Source organism: Flavobacterium sp. N2038 (genome assembly GCF_025947185.1).
In the GTDB taxonomy this organism is placed as follows: Bacteria; Bacteroidota; Bacteroidia; order Flavobacteriales; family Flavobacteriaceae; genus Flavobacterium.
In genome coordinates, this window is the sequence record NZ_CP110001.1 from 790,234 (window position 1) to 814,192 (window position 23,959).

Genomic DNA, 23,959 nt, shown 5'->3' on the forward strand with positions numbered 1-23,959 from the left:
TTAAGTGACAGAAAATAGAGTAAGCTTTGCTTAGTCTTTGTATATCTGCGCGAAATATCCCTTTTCCTGATCAACTTTGTAGTAATCTTAGCAAACATTTGCTTAAATTTGCTTCCTTTATATAAAAATACAATAGTTATAAAAACCAAGCTATGTTACAAATCGCATTTATTAGAGAGAATCAGGAGAAAGTAATCAAGGCTTTAGCAAAACGAAATATCGATGCTAAAAGCGTTGTTGAAGAAGTGGTGCAACTAGACGAAAACCGTCGTGCTACACAAGTTGAATTAGATAACACTTTAGCCGAATCTAATAAATTGTCCAAAGATATAGGCGAATTAATGAAAGCGGGTGAGAAATCTAAAGCCGCAATCTTAAAAGAAAAAACCGTTTCATTAAAAGAAAAAAGTAAAGAATTAGGTGAAAAAGCAGAAGCTTTGGCTGTCGAATTGACTAATAAATTATACACATTACCAAATCTTCCGGCTGATATTGTTCCTGAGGGTAAAACTCCAGATGACAATCTGAATGTTTTTGAAGAAGGAGAAATTCCGGTTTTGCATGAAGGTGCACAACCTCACTGGGAATTGGTGAAGAAATACGATATCATCGATTTTGAATTGGGTGTAAAAATTACAGGTGCAGGTTTTCCGGTTTACAAAGGAAAAGGAGCTCGTTTGCAACGTGCCTTAATTAATTATTTTTTAGATAAAAATACAGCTGCAGGATATAATGAAGTTCAGGTGCCGCATTTGGTAAACGAGGCTTCAGGATACGGAACAGGACAATTGCCGGATAAAGAAGGACAAATGTACCATTCAACAATTGATGATTTATATTTGATACCAACCGCAGAGGTTCCGGTTACAAATTTATTCCGTGATGTTATTTTAAACGAAAGTGATCTTCCTGTTTTGCATACAGCGTATACACCATGTTTCCGTCGTGAGGCAGGTTCTTACGGAGCACACGTACGTGGATTAAACCGTTTACACCAATTTGATAAAGTAGAAATTGTACGTGTAGAACATCCTGATAATTCTTATGCAGCTCTTGACGGAATGGTAGAGCACGTAAAAAATATTTTGCAGGAATTAAAATTACCATACAGAATTTTGCGTCTTTGCGGTGGTGATATGGGATTCACATCATCTTTGACATATGATTTTGAAGTCTTTTCTACAGCACAGGATCGTTGGTTAGAAATTAGTTCAGTTTCTAACTTCGAAACTTTCCAGGCAAATCGCTTGAAATTACGTTTCAAAGATAAAGATGGAAAAAACCAATTGGCACATACTCTGAACGGAAGTTCATTGGCATTGCCTAGAGTTTTAGCCGGAATTTTAGAAAATTACCAAACCCCGGAAGGAATCGTAATTCCAGAAGTTTTACGTCCATACTGCGGATTTGATATTATAAACTAAGTTTTTAGTAATCTGGAGTCAAACCTAACAGGTTCTTTAAAACCTGTTAGGTTTCTTGATTTTAACTAAGAACTTTAATAAAAAAATAGTAAGAGATGAACGGAATTTTAAATTGGAATGTAGATCCTGTAATCATAATGATAACGGATAGTTTCCCGCTAAAATATTACGGAGCCCTTTTTGCCTGTGGACTTCTTCTCGGGTACAGTATTGTCAAAAATATTTATAAAAAAGAAAATCTCTCTTTAGATAATCTCGACAGCTTACTTATTTATGTTATTGTCGGAACCGTTTTGGGTGCAAGACTAGGACATTGTTTCTTTTACGAACCTGAGTATTATTTTAAACATCCAATAGAGATTCTTTTACCAATTCAAAAAATAAAAGGAGTTTATCAGTTTGTAGGTTATCAGGGTCTGGCCAGTCACGGAGGTTCGATCGGAGTTATTTCGGCGATGATTTTATATTGTCGCAGATACAAAGTACAATTCTTCGGATTGCTGGATAAAATGGCAGTTGCAGTTCCTGTGACAGGCACTTTTATAAGATTGGGAAATTTTATGAATTCCGAAATTTATGGAAAACCCACCAACGGAAATTGGGGAATAGTTTTTCAAAGAGACGATTTAATCCCGAGACATCCAACTCAATTGTATGAAGCATTTGCTTATTTGTTGATTTTCGGCATTTTGTTTTTTATGTATAAATCTGAAAAAATCAGAAACACACAAGGATTAATCTTTGGAACTTTCTTAACTTTATTATTCTCAGCCCGATTTATAATTGAATTTTTTAAGGAAAATCAGGAGAGTTTTGAGAATAGTATGCTGATTAATATGGGACAGATTTTAAGTATTCCGTTTGTTTTAATTGGTTTGGCTCTAATTTTTTGGAAGTCAAAAGAAAAAGAAAATATCCATTTTTTATAGAATACGATTCTGCTTTCCGGCTGCGATTGAAAATTTCAATTTTAAAACTGAAATATGAAAAACATCTTTATCTATATCGTTTTGTTGTGGTCAGGTCTCGTGTTTTCACAAAATGAGCAACTGGCTCAATATTACTTTGATAAGGGCGATTTTGAGAAAGCAAAAATCAGTTATGAAGAACTTTTAAATAGTTCACCATCCAATACCCAGTATTTTTTAAGAACAGTCGATTGTTATCAGCAATTGCAACAATTCCCTTTGGCCGAAAAAGCACTTCTGGAGCGTTACAACAGATACATGCAAGGTGTTTTTTTAGTTGAATTGGGATATAATTTCCAGTTGCAGAAAAACGAATCGAAAGCAAAAGGGTATTACGATCAGGCAATCGAGAAAATTAAAAAAAATCCAAATGATGTTTACGGGATAGGAAATTCTTTTGAGAAGAAAGTATTACTTGAATATGCATTAAAAGCCTATCAGACTGCCATGCTGGTTCAGCCAAACTACAATTTTAATTTTCAGATTGGAATGTTGTATGGCCAACTTGGCAAAACAGATGAAATGATCGATCTTTTGCTGACCGAGTCGTACCAAAATCAACAAAACAGTAATTTGATTCAAACGCAATTATCACGTTTCATGAATGGTGAAACAGATAATACCGCTTTTAAAGATGCCATGCGAAAAGCTTTAATCCTTAGAACTCAAAAAGATCAGGATGTGTTTTGGAATCATTATTTAAGCTGGTTTTACGTACAGCAAAAAGAGTTTGGAAAAGCATTTATTCAGGAAAAGGCAATCTATAAACGTGATCCGGAATCACTTTCGAGTATTGTTAACTTAAGTCAGTTTGCAATGAACGAAGATGATACCGAGACGGCAACAGAAATACTGAATTTTATTCTCCTAAATACCAAAAATCTGGATTTACTTATTCAGTCCAACGCTTATTTAATACAGATAAAAATTGATAAAGCTCAGGAAAAAGATTATCCGGCGATTAATACAGAATTGCAACAACTGCTTACCACTTATGAGGTAACTCCTTTTAGCTTATCTTTGCAATTGATTCAGGCGCATTTTGTGGCCTTTAATTTAAAGAAACCAGAAGAAGCTAAGGAGATTGTCAAAAAAGCATTAACCTTAAATTTAAACGATTATCAGGAAGCAGATGCCAAGATGGAACTGGCAGATATTTTACTGTTGGAAGAAAAGTTTAATCAGGCATTGATTTACTATTCGCAAATTCAGCTGGATTTAAAGAATGATGTCATGGCACATGAAGCCAGCTTAAAAGCAGCCAAAACCAGTTATTTTAAAACTGATTTTGAATGGGCTCTAAAACAATTTAAAGAATTAAAAGCGGCAAGTACACAATTAATAGCCAATGACGCGCTGGAATATTTCTTATTAATAAATGATAATACAGTAGCTGATTCAACCCAGACCGCTTTGAAACAATTTGCCAAAGGTGATTTTTTGCTTTATCAGAATAAAAAGGCCGAAGCTATAACTCAGTTTCAGAGTATTTTGAAAAATTTTAAAGGTCAGGAAATTGAAGCTGTTACCATGTTGCGTTTAGGTAAAATATATGAAAGTCTGAAAGATTATAATGCGGCTTTGAGCCAATATCAGCAAATTATAGATCATCATGGAGATGGTATTTATGTAGATGAGGCATTGTTCTTTTCGGCAGAAATTTATAACGACGAATTAAAAGATACAGAAAAGGCAAAGCCTTTGTATGAAAAAGTGATTTTTAACCATCAGGATAGTATTTACTTTGTAGATGCGAGAAAAAAATACAGGGAATTAAGAGGAGATAAGAATTTGTAGTTTGGTTTAAGCGGTTATTTGTTTAACTGTTTAACCGAATTTATGAGCAAACAAAAAGAATTAGTAATAAGATGATTTGCTTTTAAGCGTCTAGTAAGAAAAACTTAGAACCTTAGAACCTTAGAGTCTCAGAACCTTTAGAAAAAATGATTATTTATAATATTACCACCAATATACACGAAAGCGTTCATGACCAATGGTTAAAGTGGATGCAGGAAAAACACATACCTGAAATTTTGGCTACGAAAAAATTTTCATCGGCAAAAATTGTAAAAGTTCTAATTGAAGAAGAAATGGGCGGAATTACTTATTCAGTTCAATACACGACAGACAGTAAAGATACTCTGGAGAAATATTATCTGGAAGATCAGCCCCATTTTGACAGAGAAGCTCTGGAATTGTTTGCAGATAAAATGCTGTCTTTCAGAACAGAATTAGAAGTTATTTCTGAACACTAATTTTATTTTTCAGTGTCGGTTTTCAGTTGAAAATTTTATTTAAAAAAGACTATTATGGAAATTCGATTTCAAACAAAAGAGGAAAGCAATAAACAACAGCAAGACGATTTTTTAAAGTTGTCAAAAGCGGAAAGATTTTATAGTTTTTTACGTTTGAGTGAACGAATAAGCAGATTTCCTGTGAAAAACAAAGTAGATAAAAACAAAGACAATTTTGTAATTGTTATAAAATCAGAATAATGTCAAAACTTTGGGATCAAAACATTGATGAATTTATTGCATTGGCTGCTAAACATAAGGTTCGAATGCTTATGGTTGGTGGAGGAGCTGTAAATTTTCATGGATATCAGAGACACTCTGCAGATGTGGATTTTTGGATAGAAACCACCGATGAGAATTTTAAAAAGTTAGTATTGGTTTTTAATGAAATGGGATATGAGATTGATGATTTTCCTGAAAATGTAAAATTACAGCAACAAAATATATCAATAAAATTTTCTCCGGTTGATCTGGATTTAGAATTAATAACGAAATTTTCAGTAAACAGGACTTTTGAGGAAGCATATAATGACAGTGAGGAGGTTACTGTAAATGATAAAATATTTTTAAAATGGAACGTTTTGTCTTTAGAAGATTTGATTACAAGTAAAATAAAAGCAAATCGTGCAAAAGATTTATTAGATGTTCAACAGCTACGGGAAATAAATAAAAAATAAAGCTTTGAGTCTTTGAGCCTTTGCAGTAAAAAGAATACTTTTGCAGCCTCGTGGCAAAACAGGTAAGAAAATGGAAAAAGTAAAAGCCAAAAAACATTTAGGACAACACTTTCTTAAAGACGAAAGCGTGGCAAAAGCTATTGCAGACACTTTAAGTCTTAATGGATATGATGAGGTTTTAGAAATAGGACCAGGGATGGGTGTGTTGACTAAGTATTTACTTGATAAGCCCGTTAATACCCATGTAATTGAGATTGACACAGAATCTGTGGCATATCTGGATGTAAATTATCCAAAATTAAAAGATAAGATTATCTCTCAGGATTTCCTGAAATACAATATAAAAGAGGTTTATGAAGACAAACAATTCGCAATAATTGGGAACTTTCCATATAATATTTCGACTCAGATTGTTTTCAGAACTTTAGAGTTTAAACACCAGATTCCTGAATTCTCAGGAATGTTTCAAAAAGAAGTAGCAGAACGAATCTGCGAGAAAAAAGGTTCAAAGGCCTACGGAATCTTATCCGTTTTGGCTCAGGCTTTCTATGATACAGAGTACTTGTTTACTGTAGACGAAAATGTTTTTATTCCTCCGCCCAAGGTCAAGTCGGGTGTGATGAGAATGACCCGAAAGGAAGATTACAGTCTTCCTTGTGGTGAAAAGTTATTTTTTACGGTTGTAAAAACGGCTTTTCAACAAAGACGAAAAACATTACGTAACAGTTTGAAAACATTAAATTTATCAGACAAATTGCGAGAAGACACTATCTTTGATAAACGTCCCGAGCAGCTTAGCGTTGACGAATTTATTGTTTTGACTCAAAAAATAGAAGCCGATGGAGTTCAAAGTTAGTAAAGAATTAATCCAGCAATTAGAGGAGCACATCGTTAGTAAAAACGACAAAGAACTTGAAGTTTTACTTAATGATTTGCACCATGCCGATATCGCCGAAATCCTGGATGAATTGGATTTTGACGAAGCAACCTACATTTTTAAGGTGCTGGATAGTGATAAAACGGCAGAAATTCTTCTTGAATTAGAAGATGATTTGCGTGAGAATATCTTAAGCCGGCTTTCCCCAAAAGAAATCGCAGAAGAGCTTGATGAGCTTGAAACCAATGATGCGGCCGACATTATCGCAGAACTTTCGCAGGAAATTAAAGCGGAGGTAATCTCGGAGTTAATTGACGTTGAACATGCAAAAGACATTGTCGAACTTTTACGCTATGATGAAAATACAGCGGGTGGTTTGATGGGAAAAGAGCTTGTAAAAGTCAATGAAAACTGGAATGTACTTACATGTGTGAAAGAAATGCGAATCCAGGCCGAAAATGTATCAAGAGTACATTCTATTTATGTGGTCGATGATGAAAACCGCTTAAAAGGAAGATTGTCTCTGAAAGATTTACTTACTTCTTCGACCAAAACGCAAATTGGCGATGTTTATATCCGAAAATTAAATTTTGTAAAAGTGGATACGGAAGATGTTGAGGTAGCGCGTATCATGCAAAAGTACGATTTGGAGGCTATTCCGGTTGTAGATGAACTTGGACGATTGGTAGGAAGAATTACAATCGATGACATCGTAGACGTAATCAAGGAAGAAGCAGATAAAGATTATCAATTAGCAGCGGGTATTACACAAGACATTGAAACTAATGACAGTGTTCTTGAATTAACCAAAGCTCGTTTACCATGGCTTTTAATTGGTATGGTTATCGAAATTGTAGCTTCTTTTGTTTTAAAAGATAACGAGACAGCTTTTCAGAAATATTCCACTTTAATTATTTTTGTGCCATTACTTTCGGCAACTGCAGGAAATATTGGTGTTCAGGCATCAGCGATTGTTGTACAGGGTTTGGCAAACGGAACTTTAAAAGAATTCAGTCGTAGTTATTTTAGTAAAGAAATTACAGTATCCATGATTTCCGGAACTATAATCTCGTTACTTCTTCTAGGGTACCACTCTTTGATGTATGGACAATATTTAGTAGGATTGGCAATTTCAATTTCTATGATTGTTGTAATCATGTTTGCTGCAACTTTGGGAACTTTGGTGCCACTTTTTCTGCACAAAAATAAAATAGATCCGGCTATTGCGACAGGTCCGTTTATTACCACAACCAATGATGTATTTGGAATTATGCTCTACTTTGGAGTAGCCAAAATGATTCTTGGATTCTAAATTTTTGCCACAAATTAGCAGATTGCAGTGATTTAAGATCTTTAAAATCTACGTAATTTGTAGTCGAAAAAGATGCTGTTAATCAGCAGTAATAAATAAAACCAAGCAGAATGAAAGTACACATTATAGGGGGAGGAAACCTTGGGGTTTCTATCGCCATAGGAATTGCAAAATTTTCAAAAAACAATCAGGTTACCGTTACAAGAAGAAACATCGCCAGTATTCAATATTTGTCTGAGTATGGAATAACCGTTTCTAACGATAATAAACACAATATAAAAGAGGCCGATGTGGTAATTTTAACCATTAAACCGTATCAGGTTGATACAGTTTTGGCCGAAATTCTGCCAGTTATTCAAAACAAAACAATTGCCTCGGCGGTTAGCGGATTGTCTCTGGATATGCTTCAGGAAAAAACAAATAACGAATTTCCGGTTGTGCGTATTATGCCAAACATTGCTGCGCAGTTTGGAGAATCGGCAACTTGCATTTCTTTTCCCGAAACAGACCGTGAAGAAGCTATGCCAATCGTAGACTTATTTCAGGACTTAGGAACTGCCCCGATTATTGACGAAAAATTAATGGATGCAGCGACAGTTTTAGGCGCTTGCGGAACAGCTTATGCGTTAAGATATATTCGCGCTTCTATGCAAGCCGGAATCGAAATAGGATTTGATTCTAATACTGCTTTGGCAATTGCTGCGCAAACGGTAAAAGGAGCGGCCAAAATGTTGTTGGAGGAAAAAGTACATCCGGAACAATTAATCGACCGTGTAACAACGCCTCAAGGCTGTACAATTGTCGGCTTAAATGAAATGGAACATAACGGTTTCAGTTCTTCTCTTATAAAAGGAATCAAAACATCTTTGAAACAAATTAAAGGATTGCTAAAATAGAATTACTAATCCTGAAAACTCCAAATTCCAAACTCCAATTTTCTGATTGGGATTTGGATTTTTTTATTTTGAATGGCAATATTTAATTAAAGTGATGATTTCTTCTTTTGTTAAGGTTTTAGAAAACATTGTTTTGTGATAATCAATTGCTAGTATTTCGACTTTTGAGCTATCAATTTTATGTTTTTTATTGGTTAACCAGTTTATAAAAACAATAGAGTCGGTTTCGTGGAGAGCAGGCCCTGTAGATTTGGAGTTTAATTTGTGGCAGGCTGCACAATTAGAATCAAATAGTATTTTTCCTTTTTCCTGGTTAGTTGTTAAATCGGGGTTCCCGCAAGATGGTGGCTTTGGACTGGCAGTGTCAGAGTTTTCAGAAACAGTATTCATCCTGTAAATAATTATTCCTGTAAGCAGAACAATTAAGGTAATTGAAGAAATTAATATGAATCTGATTTTTTTCATTTTATCTTTTCATCAAAAGTTACTTCTCTGTTTAGCTAAAAACTTCATAATGTGCTACATTTTCTTCAAATTCTAAAAGAAAGTGATCATCTTCAGGATAGTATTTTGCTTTATCAATAGATTTTCCGGCAAAATTTTTAATTACTTCCCAATTCTCCCAGTAAGTCAAAAGCGTAAAATGGCCTTCGTTGTTTTTGATGTTTCTTAAAAAAGATAGTTTAACAAAGCCAGGTGTTTTCTCATAATCAGGGATTGCAGTTTTGATTAAAAACGCCGTGTAAGCTTCATAATTCTCAATACTTGTTTTTCCGTGCCAGATTCTTGCAATCATACTATTGAGTTTTAGATTTTGGATGTCATTTTTTTATGCTTTTTTTGTTTTTTAAGACAAATTTTAAAAAGGTAAAGCCCAAAATTCCAGAAAAAACGGAAGCAATTAAAATTGCTATTTTAGAAAAAACAATAGTTTCATGATCTGTAAAAGCCAGGATGGTAATAAAAATGGACATCGTAAACCCAATTCCCCCTAACATTCCGGCGCCTAATATGTGAGACCACTTTAAGTTTTTTGGTAAAGCACACAAACCGGCGGTTACTCCAATCGAAGAGAAAAGAAGGATTCCTAATGGTTTTCCAATAACAAGACCCAGAATAATTCCGAATGTGTTTGGGTGATTTAGTCCTTCATGCCAATCAGAATCAATCGCAATGCAGGTATTAGCCATAGCAAATAGCGGTAAAATGATAAAGCTGACAGGTTTGTGTAAAAAGTGTTGTAAACGATAAGAAGAAGTTTTTTTTCCTCCGTCACCAAAAGGAATAACAAAAGCTAATATAACTCCGGTTATTGTAGCGTGAACTCCTGAGTTTAACATAAAATACCACATTATAGCACCACCAATTAAATAGGGTATCAGATTGTGAATTTTCATTCGGTTTAAAACAAATAATAAGAGCCAAATACCCAAAGCGATAGCGAGATTAACAAAGGCAATAGACGAGGTATAAAAAACGGCAATTACAATTATAGCACCCAAATCGTCTATAACGGCTAGAGCGGTCAGGAATACTTTTAAAGAAGAAGGAACTTTGCTTCCTAAAAGAGATAAAATTCCAATTGCAAAAGCAATGTCTGTTGCCATCGGGATTCCGGCGCCATTTTGGGTGGCGGTTCCATAATTTAAAGCCATAAAGATTCCGGCAGGAACAAGCATTCCGCCAATAGCAGCCATAATGGGCAAAGAAGCATTTTTTATATTGGATAATTCTCCATGATAAATTTCGCGCTCCAGTTCTAACCCAATCAGCAAAAAGAAAATGGTCATTAAACCATCATTAATCCAGTGCGTTATGGAATGACCGCCTAAATCTTTTTCCCAAAATGCAATATATTCTGTCGAATAAGCTGAATTTGCCAGATATAAGGAGCAGATTGTTACAAACAATAATAGTAGCCCTCCAGATTTTTCATTATTAAAAAAAGAGTTAAAAGTCTTAGTTATTTTCATTTGAAGGGTATGATTTTGAAAGAAAGGATTTTTTTAATCCAAGTTTTTCAAAGTTAAAAAAAAATATGGTCAATAAAAATTCTGACGTTTTGTAATGAGTATTTCTTTTCTAAATCGATAGAAAAACCGCCGAAAAAAGATTAGGCGGTTTTAGTATATTTTTAGAGAGCAGCGGCAGCTTCTAAAATTAAAACGCTTACTTCTTTTGGCTTTGATGCCAGCGAAGCATGACCAGCGTCTAAGTGAATGATTTTTTTAGGATTTAGCTGTTCTGCCATTTCTTTCTGAGTTTCTGGCGGAATCATATTATCATGATTAGAAATTTGATACCAGCTTGGCTTAGTTTTCCATGCAGGTTCGCCAGCCTGATCTCCAAAACATTGACCGTGTATAGGTTTTTGAGCCAGTGCCATAACTAAAGCTCTTTCTTCGTCTAAATCCTGTCCAAATGATTGGTGAAATTCATCATATTTAATCCATAAAAATCCTTTAGGATCGGGATAAATACTGGCGCCTCCAGAGCCTGCCCTGCGGCCCAATAGAGCTCCTAAACTATCTCCTGCAGCCGGTGCAAATGCGGCAATATAAACCAGGCCCGCAACTTTATCGTGGTTTCCCGCTCCGGAAATTACTGCTCCTCCATATGAATGCCCGACCAGCAGCACTTTGCCGTCTTGAGCATCAATTAAATCTTTGGTTTTATTAATGTCATCTTGTAAAGAGGTCAGCGGGTTTTGTACACTACGCACTTTATATCCTTTTTTTGCCAGTTCAGGAATTACATATTGCCAATGCGATCCATCTCCCCAGGCTCCATGAACCAAAATAATGGTTAAATCTTGTGTTGCCATAATTGTTGTATTGTTTAATTGGTTAAAACGTAAAATACTTGTTTAGAATTTAATGTCATTTTGTTGAAACGATTGATCAACTAATTTTTTGAGGCTAAGGAAAAGATGGGTATGTTTTATTATTCAATTGATTAACAGATGTATATAAAATTATGAAAATTAATTGATTAACTCTTAGTAGTGATTTGTTTTTGTACGGATAAATTTAAGAATGAAGCGGTTGTTTATTAGTTTGAGACGTATTTCCTTTACTTTATTGAAAGTATAGGCAAGTTTCTTTAAGATGGCAAGAGTTTATATCACTAATAATTCAGTAAAAAACTTAGAGAATTAACCGTATTTTTGTTTCTATAAATTAAATAAAAATGAGTGTAAAAATTCTACATATTGACAGTAACCACCCAATTCTATGGAAACAACTGGAAGAGGCTGGTTTTGAAAATTATGCTGATTTTACTTCTTCTAAAGAAGAAATTGAGGCAAAAATTCAGGATTATAATGGAATCGTAATTCGCAGCCGATTTAAAATTGACAAAACATTTCTGGACAAAGCAGTCAATTTGCAGTTTATTGCAAGAGTAGGAGCGGGTCTGGAAAGTATTGATTGTGATTATGCTTTGGATAAAGACATCGAATTAATTGCTGCTCCGGAAGGAAATTGTAATGCAGTTGCAGAACATACTCTGGGAATGATTCTTTCTCTTTTTAATAAATTGAACATTGCCGATTATGAAATTCGTTCAGGTCAATGGAATAGAGAAAGTAATCGCGGTCATGAGCTTGATGGAAAAACCGTTGGGATTATTGGATATGGAAATATGGGTAAAGCCTTCGCAAAAAAACTGAGAGGATTTGATGTTGAGGTTCTGTGTTACGATATTCAGGATAATGTAGGGGATGAGAATGCCAGACAAGTTTCATTAAAAGAACTACATGAAAAAACAGATGTTTTGAGTTTGCATATCCCGTGGACCCCTGAAACGGATAAAATGGTTGACGAGGCATTTATTTATGAGTTCAAAAAACCAATATGGATAATTAATACCTCTCGGGGTAAAAATATTGTAACCGCTGATTTAGTTGCAACAATGAAGTTAGGAAAAGTACTTGGTGCAGGCCTGGATGTTTTGGAGTATGAAAAACTGTCTTTTGAGACCCTTTTTCAGGATAAAAATACACCAGAAGCTTTTCAATATCTTTTAGATGGCCGAAAAGTAATCTTAACACCGCATATTGCAGGTTGGACTTTTGAAAGTCATGAGCGCTTAGCGCAGGTAATCGTTGATAAAATTAAAAGTCTTTATAAAGTTAAGTAGTTTTGAATTTAAAGATTAAATAACGAGTCTTTTCCTGTAAATATTTCAATTGTTATTAGTTTTGTATGGTAATTTTTAATAATATTGTTGCCAATTCGTAAAGAATGAATCTAAATAAATTCTTTTTGAAGTGAGGAGAAACCGAAAATCCTTAAAGAGTAGGTTTATTAAACTAATTTTTAATTAATTATGATTGAATGGTACAAAAAAGTAGTTTTTGAAAACTATGCAAACTTTAAAGGACGTGCAAGAAGAAGTGAGTACTGGTATTTTGCACTTGCAAATGGTATAATTTCTATAGCGTTAATAATTACAGGCTTAATTATAGGTGGTCTTTTAGGAGATGTTGCTACAGGAGGAATTATAGGATATGGACTTTTTATTCTTTACACTTTTGCTACGCTTATTCCGGGATTAGCAGTTATTGCAAGAAGAATGCATGATATCGATAAAAGTGGCTGGTACTATTGTGTTGCTTTTATTCCTTTTGCAGGTGGAATCTGGTTATTGATTTTATTATGCACAGAAGGAAACTACGGATCAAATCAATATGGTTCTGATCCGAAAAATGATGTAGAAGAAATTAATGAAATTGGCAAAGTTGAATTACAATAATTAAATAATTAATAAAAATGGAAACTACAAAACCAGAAAGCTGGAACACACCGTCTCAACCAAGACAAGAGAATAAAAAAGTATTAGCCGGAATTATGGCGATTATATTTGGATACTTAGGGATTCATAAATTTATCTTAGGATACACTCAGGAAGGAATTATACAATTAGTAATAAGTGTTGTTACTTGCGGATTAGGTGGGATTATCGGATTTGTTGAAGGGATTATTTACCTGACTAAATCAGATGAAGATTTCTATCAGACGTATCAGGTAGGTAAGAAAGGCTGGTTCTAATTACTATATTAAATCCCGTTCATGATAATGAATGGGATTTTTTTTGCATAATGTTTTTTTATCAATTTTTTTAAATATTTAAAATATGGAAACTACAAAAACAGAAGAGTGGAATAATCCGCAGCCACAACAGCAGGAAAATAAAAAAGTTGTTGCAGGAATTTTGGCTATTTTATTAGGTGTATTAGGAATTCATAAGTTTTATTTGGGATATACCAAAGAAGGCGTTATTCAGCTTATTTTAGGGCTTTTGTGTGGTATTGGTGGTGTAATTGGATTAATCGAAGGAATTTTGTATCTGACAAAAACGGATGAAGAATTTTATCAAACGTATCAGGTTGGAAAGAAAACATGGTTCTAGTAATATAAAAAAAAACCATTCGTTGTGAGCGAATGGTTTTTTTGTTTTATATAAGTATAAGACTAGCTTAATTTGTATCTTCTTTTTCAGATAATTTCTTTTCTAATTCAATCTGAAACTCTTCGATAACTGGTTTCATAGTGCTTTCCGGAATATCTGCGATTCTAATATACATTAAACCATCTACAGCATTATTGAATAAAGGATCGACGTTAAAAGCAACTACTCTTGCATTTTGCTTAATATATTTTTTAATTAAAACAGGTAAACGCAGGTTTCCTGGTTCCAGTTCATCAATTATTTTATCAAACTTATTTAAGTCAGATTCAGCTTCATCAAAGATAAAATCTTTATCAGCATCTTTAAGTTTTACTTTATAAGCTTTCTTCGGGTGAATATATTGTGCAATATATGGGTCGTAGTAATTCGATTTCATGAACTCAATCATTAATGATTTTGAGAAATCAGAAAATTGATTGCTGATACTAACGCCTCCTAATAGGTATTTATGTTCCGGATGACGAAGTGTTGTATGAATAATACCTTTCCATAACAAGAACAAAGGCATTGGTTTTTGCTGGTATTCTTTTGTGATAAATGCACGTCCCATTTCAATCGATTTGTGCATCATATCATGAAGTTCCGGTTCAAATCTAAAAAGATCGGTCAGGTAAAAGCCTTCAATACCATGTTTTGGGTAAATTTCAGAACCCAATCCCATACGATAAGCACCAGCAATTTTTTTGGTGTCATCATCCCATAAAAACATATGGTGATAATATTGATCGTATTCGTCTAAGTCGATCGATTCATTGGTTCCCTCACCAACTTCACGAAAGGTAATTTCGCGCAGACGCCCAATTTCATGGATAATATTCGGAATTGCCTTTGCTCTGGCAAAAAACACTTCGTAATTTTTGCTTTGCAATAACCTGCAATCACTGTTTCTTAAAGCGTGAACTTCATCAATCATTTTTGATTCGCTGGCTGGCGTAACGATTTTTTTAGGCGCTTTGGGTATTTTAAGACTTGCTGTGTCAATTAATTTGGTGTCCTTCTCAAAAGGATTTGCCAGCATATAGGTTTTCTTTCTCAGGAATTCGGAGTAATCTTCAAACGATTCGATTTCGTTTTGTTCGTTTACAGAAATTGGTTTTCCAATACGAACTTTAATTACACGATCTTTCTGAGTAAGTAATTCTGATGGTAGTTTTGCGGTACGCAAAGTGTCATCAATTTTAGAAAGCCAATAGAATAATTTACTGTTTTTTGCGTGGAAATAGATTGGTACAACAGGAACTTTTGCTTTTCTGATTAACTTTAAAGCACCTTCTTCCCAGGGTTTATCCACAACTAATTTTCCGTCTTTATAAGTCGAAACTTCTCCTGCAGGAAAAATTCCCAATGGTTTTCCGTCGCTTAAGTGGCGCAAAGTTTCTTTAATTCCAACTACACTCGATTTTACATCCTTATGATTTTCAAAAGGATTAACCGGCATGATGTATTTTTTAAGCGGAGCAATTCGGTGTAATAAGAAATTGGCAATGATTTTGAAATTAGGTTCTCTTTCGAGCATTAATTTCAAAAGTAAAATACCATCAATACCTCCAAGCGGATGATTTGAAATAGTAATGTATGCACCTTCTTTAGGTAAACGTTTTAAATCTTCTTCCGGAATTTCAAATTTGATCTCCATCTCATCCAAAATTCCGTTTAGAAATGCGAGATCCTCTAAATGTTTATTCTGATCGTAAATTTTATTAAGGGTCGAGATTTTAAGGACCTTCATAAGAATCCAGCCTGAAAAAGTACCGAATACCCCGTACTTGTCAACATTTATTGCCTTTGCAACTTCTTTCGCGGTAACTAAACCCATGTACTATTTTTAATTTATTAGAGCAGCGAACAAAGATAACAAAAAACTCTACTTTTCGTTTATACAAACGCAAACTTTCCACTTTTTTATTACATTTGGAATCCTTAAAAATACAATCTGATGAAAATTATTTCTTATAATGTAAACGGAATTCGCGCTGCAATTACTAAAGGGTTTCTGGAATGGCTGCAACACGCTAGTCCAGATGTGATCTGTCTTCAGGAAATTAAAGCGACAGAAGATCAAATTCCTGTTGAAGCTATTACAGCAGCAGGATATCCGTACCAATATTATTATCCGGCGACAAAAAAAGGATATAGTGGTGTTGCTATTTTATCTAAGACTAAACCAAATGCAGTGATTTATGGAACAGGAATTCATCATATGGATTTTGAAGGCCGTAATCTACGTGCTGATTTTGATGATGTTTCAGTAATGAGTTTATATCTTCCGTCCGGGACAAATATTGAAAGATTAGATCATAAATTTATGTTTATGGATGATTTTCAAACTTATATAAATGAGTTAAAATTAACGATTCCTAATCTTATTATCTGCGGAGACTATAATATTTGTCACGAAGCGATTGATATTCATGATCCGGTTCGTAATAAGACAGTGTCAGGATTTTTGCCTGCAGAACGTGCATGGCTGGATGCTTTTATGAAATCTGGATTCATTGACAGTTTCCGTCATTTCAACAAAGATCCGCATCATTATTCATGGTGGAGTTACCGTGCCGGTGCAAGAGGTAACAATAAAGGTTGGCGTATCGATTATAATCTGGTAAGTGATTCGTTGGAACATAGACTAAAACGTGCAGTTATTCTTCCAGACGCTGTTCATTCAGACCATTGTCCGGTTTTAGTTGAGATCGAATAAAGTTTGGTACTGTTCTTGTTGAGAGAATGGCGGGTTTTTGGTACAGTTTCATAGAGATGTTTTTGGAATTCTCATCTTCATTTTTGAGATTTTAAGAAGCTGTTTCCTGCTGTCCACTATATCTTTTATGGCAAACGCCGCCATAAAAGGATGCCGTTTCCATCAGGGCTATGGCTCTTCGATAAAACGAGAAGTAATGAATTATTAATTGAGCTCCAAATAAAAAACAAAAAAGAATATGATTAAAAAGGCCTCCATCGGATTACTGGTTTTAGCTTTGTCTACAACTTCATGTGTGTCTAAAAAGATTTACAACGATCTTGAAACAAAATATTCAGATCTAAAAAAAGAAAATCGTTCTATTGCTGATGAAAATGAAAGCTTAAAAACAGCAAAAAATCAGCTAGAATTAGATCGCGATAAACTGACCAAAGATTTGGCCAGTACAAAAGATGAACTTGCAAAACAAAAAGCAGATTTGGCTGCGGCGCAAAATAAATACAAAGTTTTACAAGATTCTTATAATGCATTAGAGAAAAATAGCAACGATGCATTAGAAAGCAACATGAATAAAAACCGTGAGTTGCTGGCACAATTAGAAGCAAAGTCTAAAAAACTTGCAGATGAACAAGCGCGTTTGGATAAAACGGCTAATCGTCTAAAAGAACTGGAAGATATGATTGCGGCAAAAGAAGCTGCAATGAAGAAATTGAAAGAAACGTTGTCTAAAGCCTTAAATGGTTTTGAAGGTAAAGGTTTGACAGTAGAGCAGAAAAACGGAAAAGTATATGTTTCTATGGAAAATAAATTACTTTTCAATTCAGGAAGCTGGGCAGTTGGTGTTGAAGGAAGAAAGGCAGTTGTAGAGCTTGGAAAAGTTTTAGGCGATAATCCGGATCTTTCCGTTTTAATCGAAGGACATACAGATGATGACCCATATGCAGGTTCAGGGCCAATTGCAAACAACTGGGATTTATCGACTAAAAGAGCAACAGCAATTGTGGCTATTTTAGGTGAAAACAATAAAATAAATAAGCAAAAGCTAACAGCAGCAGGACGAAGTGAATATTCTCCTTTGGCAAGCAACGCTACTCCGGAAGGAAAAGCTAAAAATCGAAGAATCGAAATTATCCTGACTCCAAGATTAGACGAAATTGCTGAGATGCTTAAAAGCATAAACTAAGATACTAAGGTTCTAAGTGGCTAAGATGCTAAGATTCAAAAAGGGTTCAAAGTCAAAACTTTGAACCTTTTTTGTTTTTGCTAAGAAAACCTTAGAGTCTCAGATTCTTAGTGACTTAGCGACTTGAAAAAGAATCTTATTCTTTTTTTAACTTTTGTGAAATTTTCATTTGAAAAATCCTGTTGTATCTTTGAAGCTAACAATTGGAAATAAAAAAACTTAGAATCTTAGCCACTTAGAACCTTAGAATCTCAAAAAAATGAAATACACAACCCTACCCAACACCGATATAAAAGTTAGTAAAATATGCCTTGGAACAATGACTTACGGGCAACAAAATACAGAAGCAGAAGGACATGAGCAAATGGATTATGCCCTTGAAAGAGGAATCAATTTTTTTGATACAGCCGAAATGTATTCAGTTCCTGCAAGTGAAGCAACTTACGGAAGTACAGAGAAAGTTATTGGTACCTGGTTTAAGAAATCTGGAAATCGTGATAAAGTAATTCTGGCTTCTAAAATTGCCGGACCAAATCCGAGTTTTGGGTATATGCGCGAGAAACTCGATTTCTCTCCTGCAAGTATTAAGTATGCGGTTGAAAATAGTTTAAAAAGGCTTCAGACAGATTATATCGATTTGTATCAAATGCACTGGCCGGAGAGAAAAACAAATAATTTCGGACAACGCGCTTTTCACGGTCATGATGATGTGTGGGAAGAACATTTTAGAGAAATCTTAGAAACTTTTGATGGATTAATAAAAGAAGGAAAAATTAAACACATCGGAGTTTCAAACGAGAATTCATGGGGAATGATGCGTTTTCTGGAAGAAAGCAAATACAACAATCTGCCAAGAATAAAAACCGTTCAGAATCCGTATTCTTTGTTGAATCGTTTATTTGAAGTTAATTCTGCCGAAGTTTCAAAATACGAGAATGTTGGTTTATTAGGATATTCACCTTTAGCTTTTGGAGTTTTAACGGGTAAATTTTTAACCGGAGAAAGTCATCCAAATGCAAGAATCAGTCTTTTTCCACAATACAAACGTTACAGTAGCGATCAAAGTACACAAGCAACAAAAATGTATCAGGAAATTGCTAAAAAACATGGTTTAACGTTAACCCAATTGGCAATGGGATTTGTATTGCAGCAGCCATTTTTAACGAGCTCAATTATTGGGGCTACAACTATGGAACAATTAAAAGAAAACATCGATACAATTGATGTTGTTCTTTCTAAGGAGATTTTGGCAGAGATTGATGCAGTTCAGGCTATAATTCCTGATCCTGCGCCTTAGTTTTTTTGCCACGAAGGCACAAAGGCGCAGAGTCGCAAAGTTTTTTCTATAGCCCCTAGCTTTAGCTAGGGGAAAAGATCGAAATAGAAAAGGGCTTTAGCCAAACCAATAAAGTTTGGCTAAAGCCCTTTTTTTGCGTTTATATTTTCATCCAGCTAAAGCTGGACGTTATCGAGCTTAAAAAAAATAACTTTGCGACTCTGCGACTTTGCGAGATAAAAATTTTGGTGCCTTTGTGCCTTCGTGGCAAAACGGCTTCTACAAATCAAATTCATCATCAACAGCCAATGAATCTGTTTTAACCGCGGTAGAATCCGGAGCTTTAATTTTTATTAAAGAACGCGCATTTCCTGAAATATAAACGGGTAATTGTCCGAGTGTATCTTCGGGTATCAAAAGACCACGACGGAACATAAGATTCTTCAAGAACTTCTGATTTTTCAGAGCATAATCTTTCAAATTGCCTTGATCATTAAACTGATACATGAATTTTCTTGGTTTCGGGATAATCGTTGCCAAATACAAACATTCATCAACATTTAAAGCCGAAGGACTTTTCTGAAAGTAAAAATGACTCGCTTCACCAATTCCGTATACATTTGGTCCCCATTCGATAATGTTGAAATAAACTTCCAGCATTCTTTCCTTACTTACAATTCGATTGTTTTCCAAAATGTAAACCAATAGTATTTCTTCCAGTTTTCGCGAAAGCGTCTTTTCACGGGTCAGAAAAACATTCTTAATCAGCTGCATGCTGATGGTACTTGCTCCGCGAGAGAACTTTTTGGTTCGGATATTCTTAAGAATCGATTGTTTAAAAGCTTCATTGATAAATCCACGGTGCGAGAAGAATGATGGATCTTCCGTAGTTAAAACACATTTTCTTAAATAAGGTGAAATCTGATCTAAAGGTGTATAATTCGGATTGGCACTTCCAACCAGAACAGGTCGCTGTAATACATTCTGAATTATGGCACGATATACAAATTCTCCATTTAATTTATTTAAATCGGCTTCACCATATTTGGTAATTCGTAGATCTTCTTTGTTTAGCTTACTGTCAAAAACAAGTGTATTGGGTTTGTTTTTATTGAATTTGAAATCCAGTTTGTAATCAAAATTCCCTGTTGCCTGCATGCCTTGAAAATGAGTGAATAAACCATCTGGCAATGAGACTATAAAATCCTGTGCATTCATCTTCGGAATATTCACTTTCAAAGTATAAATCGTATCTTTTTCAGTGCTGTAAGAAACATATGGTTTTACTTTTATTTTGTTTAACTGCATTGTAGAAGTGCTGTCAATAGAAATAAAGTCATTTCCAAGAAGAAAGCGGTAATCAAAACGAGCGTTTTTAATCACAACATCTTTGCTGGCAATTTTTGGATGATTAATTTTTAAATTGGTAATAGAAGTAAAACCGTCAATATGAAGTTCGCTGCCACTTTTGTCAATTTTTTCGACATTTAAGCGAATAGAATCAAAACTAGCTTTTAGGTTATAGCGTTCATCAAGATAAGGTACTTTAATCGCGCCGGTATCTAAGTTAAAAAAGCGAATATCTGCCTTTTGATTTCTTGGATCAGCAAATCCTTTTAAGTTCCATTTTTGGTCAAAATTTTTACTTACGACATGAATATTGGTTTCAAGCTGTTTGTTGTCCAGAACAAGTTTGTTTATGGCGATATTTGTTTTTTTTCCGTTGTCGTCAATTTTGAACTGAAAATTTTCCAGATTCATGTCTGTCGGAACAAGGTTTAGTAATTTTGAAATAATTCGATAAGCAAAAGCACCATATTTGCGCTTTTCATTTTTTTCAGAATCATCACGATTTCTTTTTAAGAAAGCATCAAAATTGCGGATTTTTCCTTTTTTGACTAATTGAATGTAGCCATTATTGACTTTTAAAGTTCCTACCTGAACATCGCCTATAAGCAAGTTGCTTAAACTGACACTTGTTTCAATTTTTTGAATTTTAAGAAGCGTGTCTGCATTTTTGGGTACTAATACAACATCTGTAAGTTTAACACTCGATAATCCGCTAAAAGAGGCTTCTTTGATAGAAAAATCACTGTTGTAATCAACGGCCATTTTATGGGTAACTTTTGCGATAGCTTGTTTTAAAAGTGAATCGCGAAAAAAGTACAGACCAATACAAAGCAAGATAAATACCAGGGCAAGTATTTTTAATGCTGTGAATATTTTTTGTTTTGGAAAATTCATAGTGGTATTTTTATCTAAAATCAACCAAAAAGAATACTGGCAACATCTTCAATTTTAGCTACAAGCTCAATTTTGATTCCTGTATTTTTTAAAGCTATTTTATTGTATTTTGAAACAAAAATGGTATCGAAGCCTAATTTTTCGGCTTCTTGTATGCGTTGGTCGACACGATTTACAGGACGAATTTCGCCAGAAAGCCCAACTTCTCCTGCAAAGCAAAACCCTTTTGTAATTGGAATATCTTCATTTGATGATAAAATAGCGGCAACAACAGCAAGATCAATTGCGGGGTCATCCACAGAAATTCCGCCAGTTACATTTAGGAAAACGTCTTTTGCACCTAGACGAAATCCGGCTCTTTTTTCTAAAACGGCCAAAATCATATTTAATCTTTTGGCATTATAACCGGTTGTGCTTCTTTGCGGAGTTCCGTAAACTGCAGTACTTACGAGCGACTGAATTTCGATCATAAGGGGGCGCATACCTTCAAGCGTTGTGGCGATTGCGGTTCCTGATAATTCTTCGTCTTTATGAGATATTAATATTTCAGACGGGTTGCTTACTTCGCGTAAACCGCTTCCAAGCATTTCGTAGATTCCTAATTCAGAAGTAGAACCAAAACGGTTTTTAAGCGAACGTAAAATTCTGTAAATATGGTTTCTGTCACCTTCAAATTGAAGAACAGTATCAACCATATGTTCTAGAATTTTAGGTCCTGCAATATTTCCATCTTTTGTAATATGACCAATTAAAATTACAGGAATGTTGGTCTCTTTTGCAAATTTGATCAATTCGGCAGTGGTTTCTCTAATTTGCGAAATACTCCCTGCTGTAGATTCGATATAATCCGTATGCAAAGTCTGAATTGAATCTATGATTACAATTTCAGGCTGAATAGCTTCAATTTGTTTGAAGATATTTTGTGTCTTAGTTTCGGTTAGAATATAGCAGTTTTCACTACTTGGCGTTATTCTTTCAGCACGCATTTTTATTTGCTTCTGACTTTCTTCACCAGAAACATATAAAGTTTTATAAGGTAATTTTAATGAGATTTGAAGTAACAGTGTGCTTTTTCCAATTCCTGGTTCTCCACCCAATAAGGTCAAAGATCCCGGGACGATTCCACCGCCTAAAACACGATTCAATTCGCCATCAGTAGTATTCATTCGAATTTCCTGAGTCGAGTCGATTTCGTTAATTTTTAGTGGCCTTGGAGCTTTTCCTGTTGGAGTCGATTCACTTTTCCAGGCTACTTTTTCCTGTTTCTGAATAATTTCTTCAGCAATTGTATTCCATTCTTTACAAGCATTACATTGCCCTTGCCATTTGGCATATTGGGTTCCGCAGTTCTGGCAAAAAAAGGAAGTTTTAACTTTCGACATTATTTAGTTTTTTTTAGAAGAGTATTCATCTCGTCTATTTTTTCGTACATCAAATCTTTGTTCAAATCTCCAATTGGCTCCATTTGAGAAGCGTTTTGGTATTTTTTTGATGCATGTTTCGGATCACCCATTTTTTCATACATCAAACCTAATTCATATTCGCCCAACATCGCTTTTGGATAATTTACATTTCCAATTTCTGCCATTTTTCCTAATTCATCGTAGGCATTTTTTTTCAGAATAAGATTTTCGATTACCTTGAAGTCATTCATTCTAACAGGAATTTGGTATCCCAATATTTCTGACATTGAAGCATATTTCTTTTCTAAATAATCAGCATAACCAGATTGAAGAACGGCAATTTTATCATTGTATTCAGCCGAATTTATTGGTCTGTACGATTCAAAAATTTGATACAAAGCACTTGGAATCGAATGTAATACCTCAGTATAATGCGTTGCGCCTTTAAATACATCGTATTTATAATTCACTAACGGATTATTTGCGATTTTAATATTGCTGTTTAATTTTTCAATCGGTTCTTTAATTTTTTTATTATCACCTTCTCCTGCAGATAGATAATAGAATATTGGTTTTTGGATTTTTGCAAACTTTTCAGCTATTCTAACTTCCATTTTTGGGGCAAGCTCAGGGCTAAAGCAGATATATGCGTTAAAAATAGGCTCTTCTTTATATAGATAAAAATTAGCAAAACTTGCCGTAATATCATGACCTGCAATAATTCTGAAAGGGGCGGTGTGGTATTTTTTTTCTACATACGGAATTAATTCGGCACCTATAAATTCAAAAAATTTTGCTCCTTTTTCAAATGGCAAACCTTCATTTTGATCAATTGTTGAATCGTCCTCACGTTCATCATTTTTATTTTGATGAATTCCAATGATAATCATTTCCGGAATATCATCCCAATACGAACCATAACTTACAGCTCCCGAAAATGGATCAAACAGGTAATCTCCATCCAAAAGATATAAAACAGGATATTTTCTATCCGATTTCTCATCATAAGACGGTGGAAGTCCAATTGTTATTCGTCTTTCTGTTCCGAGTTTTTCAGATTTAATGTTATCAAACTTCTTCTGTGAAAAAACAGAAGCAGAAAATAAAAGAAGTAGTAGGTAAACTTTTTTCATGATTTGTGGCATTTCAGTGAATTAAAAAGTATTGAAATAGTGTAGCAATATAATACTTTATTTGCTTTTTTATTGTGGAAGAACTTTAAAAGCAATTAACTT

The 23,959-nt window shown here is 34.4% G+C and carries 23 protein-coding genes; 15 read left to right on the top strand and 8 right to left on the bottom strand.

Annotation, left to right across the window (positions count from 1 at the left end; genetic code table 11):
- Positions 1 to 152 precede the first annotated feature (152 nt).
- From serS to proC, 8 genes are all read left to right on the top strand, one after another.
- Positions 153 to 1,424, top strand: coding sequence for a serine--tRNA ligase (serS, locus tag OLM51_RS03470; protein WP_264553015.1), 1,272 nt, complete (start codon positions 153 to 155; stop codon positions 1,422 to 1,424).
- Positions 1,425 to 1,519: 95 nt separating this feature from the next.
- Entirely contained in the window at positions 1,520 to 2,353 is an 834-nt protein-coding gene (gene lgt, locus OLM51_RS03475) for a prolipoprotein diacylglyceryl transferase (protein ID WP_264553016.1), read from the top strand.
- 54 nt (positions 2,354 to 2,407) lie between these two features.
- On the top strand, positions 2,408 to 4,189 hold the full coding sequence (locus OLM51_RS03480) for a tetratricopeptide repeat protein (RefSeq protein ID WP_264553017.1): 1,782 nt from the start codon (positions 2,408 to 2,410) through the stop codon (positions 4,187 to 4,189).
- Positions 4,190 to 4,335: 146 nt separating this feature from the next.
- Positions 4,336 to 4,647, top strand: coding sequence for a DUF4286 family protein (locus tag OLM51_RS03485; RefSeq protein ID WP_264553018.1), 312 nt, complete (start codon positions 4,336 to 4,338; stop codon positions 4,645 to 4,647).
- A 239-nt stretch (positions 4,648 to 4,886) separates the two neighbouring features.
- Entirely contained in the window at positions 4,887 to 5,363 is a 477-nt protein-coding gene (locus OLM51_RS03490; protein WP_264553019.1) for a nucleotidyl transferase AbiEii/AbiGii toxin family protein, read from the top strand.
- 70 nt (positions 5,364 to 5,433) lie between these two features.
- Positions 5,434 to 6,219: a 16S rRNA (adenine(1518)-N(6)/adenine(1519)-N(6))-dimethyltransferase RsmA gene (gene rsmA / locus OLM51_RS03495; protein WP_264553020.1), complete on the top strand. Its 786-nt coding sequence runs from the start codon at positions 5,434 to 5,436 to the stop codon at positions 6,217 to 6,219.
- Positions 6,203 to 7,552 carry a magnesium transporter gene (mgtE, locus tag OLM51_RS03500; protein WP_264553021.1) on the top strand — a complete coding sequence of 450 codons (1,350 nt, stop codon included), beginning with the start codon at positions 6,203 to 6,205 and terminating at the stop codon, positions 7,550 to 7,552. The genes rsmA and mgtE overlap by 17 nt, the downstream gene beginning before the upstream one ends.
- 110 nt (positions 7,553 to 7,662) lie before the next feature.
- Positions 7,663 to 8,448 (top strand): pyrroline-5-carboxylate reductase, encoded by a 786-nt coding sequence (gene proC, locus OLM51_RS03505; RefSeq protein ID WP_264553022.1) that lies wholly within the window; start codon positions 7,663 to 7,665, stop codon positions 8,446 to 8,448.
- Positions 8,449 to 8,511: 63 nt separating this feature from the next.
- Here the strand turns inward: proC and OLM51_RS03510 are convergent, their stop codons facing one another.
- From OLM51_RS03510 to OLM51_RS03525, 4 genes are all read right to left on the bottom strand, one after another.
- On the bottom strand, positions 8,512 to 8,913 hold the full coding sequence (locus tag OLM51_RS03510) for a cytochrome c (RefSeq protein ID WP_264553023.1): 402 nt from the start codon (positions 8,911 to 8,913) through the stop codon (positions 8,512 to 8,514).
- A 31-nt stretch (positions 8,914 to 8,944) separates the two neighbouring features.
- Positions 8,945 to 9,244 (bottom strand): antibiotic biosynthesis monooxygenase, encoded by a 300-nt coding sequence (locus tag OLM51_RS03515; RefSeq protein ID WP_264553024.1) that lies wholly within the window; start codon positions 9,242 to 9,244, stop codon positions 8,945 to 8,947.
- A gap of 25 nt (positions 9,245 to 9,269) precedes the next feature.
- On the bottom strand, positions 9,270 to 10,421 hold the full coding sequence (nhaA, locus tag OLM51_RS03520) for a Na+/H+ antiporter NhaA (RefSeq protein WP_264553025.1): 1,152 nt from the start codon (positions 10,419 to 10,421) through the stop codon (positions 9,270 to 9,272).
- Positions 10,422 to 10,582: 161 nt separating this feature from the next.
- Positions 10,583 to 11,272, bottom strand: a complete 690-nt coding sequence (locus tag OLM51_RS03525) for an alpha/beta hydrolase (RefSeq protein ID WP_264553026.1) — start codon at positions 11,270 to 11,272, stop codon at positions 10,583 to 10,585.
- Positions 11,273 to 11,637: 365 nt separating this feature from the next.
- On the opposite strand from OLM51_RS03525, the gene OLM51_RS03530 reads away from it, so the two are divergent.
- The 4 genes from OLM51_RS03530 to OLM51_RS03545 all read left to right on the top strand — a co-directional run bounded on the left by OLM51_RS03530 (position 11,638) and on the right by OLM51_RS03545 (position 13,860).
- Entirely contained in the window at positions 11,638 to 12,588 is a 951-nt protein-coding gene (locus OLM51_RS03530) for a 2-hydroxyacid dehydrogenase (protein WP_264553027.1), read from the top strand.
- A gap of 189 nt (positions 12,589 to 12,777) precedes the next feature.
- On the top strand, positions 12,778 to 13,203 hold the full coding sequence (locus tag OLM51_RS03535; RefSeq protein WP_264553028.1) for a DUF805 domain-containing protein: 426 nt from the start codon (positions 12,778 to 12,780) through the stop codon (positions 13,201 to 13,203).
- A gap of 17 nt (positions 13,204 to 13,220) precedes the next feature.
- Positions 13,221 to 13,499 (top strand): TM2 domain-containing protein, encoded by a 279-nt coding sequence (locus tag OLM51_RS03540; RefSeq protein ID WP_264553029.1) that lies wholly within the window; start codon positions 13,221 to 13,223, stop codon positions 13,497 to 13,499.
- Between the two features lie 85 nt (positions 13,500 to 13,584).
- The gene (locus OLM51_RS03545) at positions 13,585 to 13,860 is read left to right on the top strand and encodes a TM2 domain-containing protein (RefSeq protein ID WP_264553030.1); all 276 of its coding nucleotides are present in this window, start codon (positions 13,585 to 13,587) and stop codon (positions 13,858 to 13,860) included.
- Between the two features lie 67 nt (positions 13,861 to 13,927).
- Here the strand turns inward: OLM51_RS03545 and OLM51_RS03550 are convergent, their stop codons facing one another.
- Positions 13,928 to 15,736 carry a lysophospholipid acyltransferase family protein gene (locus OLM51_RS03550; protein WP_264553031.1) on the bottom strand — a complete coding sequence of 603 codons (1,809 nt, stop codon included), beginning with the start codon at positions 15,734 to 15,736 and terminating at the stop codon, positions 13,928 to 13,930.
- Positions 15,737 to 15,856: 120 nt separating this feature from the next.
- Between OLM51_RS03550 and OLM51_RS03555 the strand changes: the two genes are divergently transcribed.
- From OLM51_RS03555 to OLM51_RS03565, 3 genes are all read left to right on the top strand, one after another.
- Positions 15,857 to 16,618, top strand: a complete 762-nt coding sequence (locus OLM51_RS03555) for an exodeoxyribonuclease III (protein WP_264553032.1) — start codon at positions 15,857 to 15,859, stop codon at positions 16,616 to 16,618.
- Between the two features lie 238 nt (positions 16,619 to 16,856).
- Positions 16,857 to 17,801 carry an OmpA family protein gene (locus OLM51_RS03560; protein ID WP_264553033.1) on the top strand — a complete coding sequence of 315 codons (945 nt, stop codon included), beginning with the start codon at positions 16,857 to 16,859 and terminating at the stop codon, positions 17,799 to 17,801.
- Positions 17,802 to 18,060: 259 nt separating this feature from the next.
- Positions 18,061 to 19,098, top strand: coding sequence for an aldo/keto reductase (locus tag OLM51_RS03565; RefSeq protein WP_264553034.1), 1,038 nt, complete (start codon positions 18,061 to 18,063; stop codon positions 19,096 to 19,098).
- Between the two features lie 258 nt (positions 19,099 to 19,356).
- Here the strand turns inward: OLM51_RS03565 and OLM51_RS03570 are convergent, their stop codons facing one another.
- From OLM51_RS03570 to OLM51_RS03580, 3 genes are read right to left on the bottom strand one after another with little or no spacing between them, the layout of a single operon-like run.
- A complete protein-coding gene (locus tag OLM51_RS03570) occupies positions 19,357 to 21,321 on the bottom strand; it encodes a transglycosylase domain-containing protein (RefSeq protein WP_264553035.1) in 1,965 nt (654 codons plus the stop codon).
- Between the two features lie 20 nt (positions 21,322 to 21,341).
- Positions 21,342 to 22,703 (bottom strand): DNA repair protein RadA, encoded by a 1,362-nt coding sequence (gene radA / locus OLM51_RS03575; protein WP_264553036.1) that lies wholly within the window; start codon positions 22,701 to 22,703, stop codon positions 21,342 to 21,344.
- A complete protein-coding gene (locus tag OLM51_RS03580) occupies positions 22,703 to 23,857 on the bottom strand; it encodes an alpha/beta hydrolase (protein ID WP_264553037.1) in 1,155 nt (384 codons plus the stop codon). The genes radA and OLM51_RS03580 overlap by 1 nt, the downstream gene beginning before the upstream one ends.
- Positions 23,858 to 23,959: the final 102 nt, after the last annotated feature.

What these genes read in the sequence shown, in the direction of transcription:
- serS (WP_264553015.1), top strand. Translation starts at nt 153, where the DNA reads ATGTTACAAATCGCATTTATTAGAGAGAATCAGGAGAAAGTAATCAAG.
- lgt (WP_264553016.1), top strand. Translation starts at nt 1,520, where the DNA reads ATGAACGGAATTTTAAATTGGAATGTAGATCCTGTAATCATAATGATA.
- OLM51_RS03480 (WP_264553017.1), top strand. Translation starts at nt 2,408, where the DNA reads ATGAAAAACATCTTTATCTATATCGTTTTGTTGTGGTCAGGTCTCGTG.
- OLM51_RS03485 (WP_264553018.1), top strand. Translation starts at nt 4,336, where the DNA reads ATGATTATTTATAATATTACCACCAATATACACGAAAGCGTTCATGAC.
- OLM51_RS03490 (WP_264553019.1), top strand. Translation starts at nt 4,887, where the DNA reads ATGTCAAAACTTTGGGATCAAAACATTGATGAATTTATTGCATTGGCT.
- rsmA (WP_264553020.1), top strand. Translation starts at nt 5,434, where the DNA reads ATGGAAAAAGTAAAAGCCAAAAAACATTTAGGACAACACTTTCTTAAA.
- mgtE (WP_264553021.1), top strand. Translation starts at nt 6,203, where the DNA reads ATGGAGTTCAAAGTTAGTAAAGAATTAATCCAGCAATTAGAGGAGCAC.
- proC (WP_264553022.1), top strand. Translation starts at nt 7,663, where the DNA reads ATGAAAGTACACATTATAGGGGGAGGAAACCTTGGGGTTTCTATCGCC.
- OLM51_RS03510 (WP_264553023.1), bottom strand. Translation starts at nt 8,913, where the DNA reads ATGAAAAAAATCAGATTCATATTAATTTCTTCAATTACCTTAATTGTT.
- OLM51_RS03515 (WP_264553024.1), bottom strand. Translation starts at nt 9,244, where the DNA reads ATGATTGCAAGAATCTGGCACGGAAAAACAAGTATTGAGAATTATGAA.
- nhaA (WP_264553025.1), bottom strand. Translation starts at nt 10,421, where the DNA reads ATGAAAATAACTAAGACTTTTAACTCTTTTTTTAATAATGAAAAATCT.
- OLM51_RS03525 (WP_264553026.1), bottom strand. Translation starts at nt 11,272, where the DNA reads ATGGCAACACAAGATTTAACCATTATTTTGGTTCATGGAGCCTGGGGA.
- OLM51_RS03530 (WP_264553027.1), top strand. Translation starts at nt 11,638, where the DNA reads ATGAGTGTAAAAATTCTACATATTGACAGTAACCACCCAATTCTATGG.
- OLM51_RS03535 (WP_264553028.1), top strand. Translation starts at nt 12,778, where the DNA reads ATGATTGAATGGTACAAAAAAGTAGTTTTTGAAAACTATGCAAACTTT.
- OLM51_RS03540 (WP_264553029.1), top strand. Translation starts at nt 13,221, where the DNA reads ATGGAAACTACAAAACCAGAAAGCTGGAACACACCGTCTCAACCAAGA.
- OLM51_RS03545 (WP_264553030.1), top strand. Translation starts at nt 13,585, where the DNA reads ATGGAAACTACAAAAACAGAAGAGTGGAATAATCCGCAGCCACAACAG.
- OLM51_RS03550 (WP_264553031.1), bottom strand. Translation starts at nt 15,736, where the DNA reads ATGGGTTTAGTTACCGCGAAAGAAGTTGCAAAGGCAATAAATGTTGAC.
- OLM51_RS03555 (WP_264553032.1), top strand. Translation starts at nt 15,857, where the DNA reads ATGAAAATTATTTCTTATAATGTAAACGGAATTCGCGCTGCAATTACT.
- OLM51_RS03560 (WP_264553033.1), top strand. Translation starts at nt 16,857, where the DNA reads ATGATTAAAAAGGCCTCCATCGGATTACTGGTTTTAGCTTTGTCTACA.
- OLM51_RS03565 (WP_264553034.1), top strand. Translation starts at nt 18,061, where the DNA reads ATGAAATACACAACCCTACCCAACACCGATATAAAAGTTAGTAAAATA.
- OLM51_RS03570 (WP_264553035.1), bottom strand. Translation starts at nt 21,321, where the DNA reads ATGAATTTTCCAAAACAAAAAATATTCACAGCATTAAAAATACTTGCC.
- radA (WP_264553036.1), bottom strand. Translation starts at nt 22,703, where the DNA reads ATGTCGAAAGTTAAAACTTCCTTTTTTTGCCAGAACTGCGGAACCCAA.
- OLM51_RS03580 (WP_264553037.1), bottom strand. Translation starts at nt 23,857, where the DNA reads ATGAAAAAAGTTTACCTACTACTTCTTTTATTTTCTGCTTCTGTTTTT.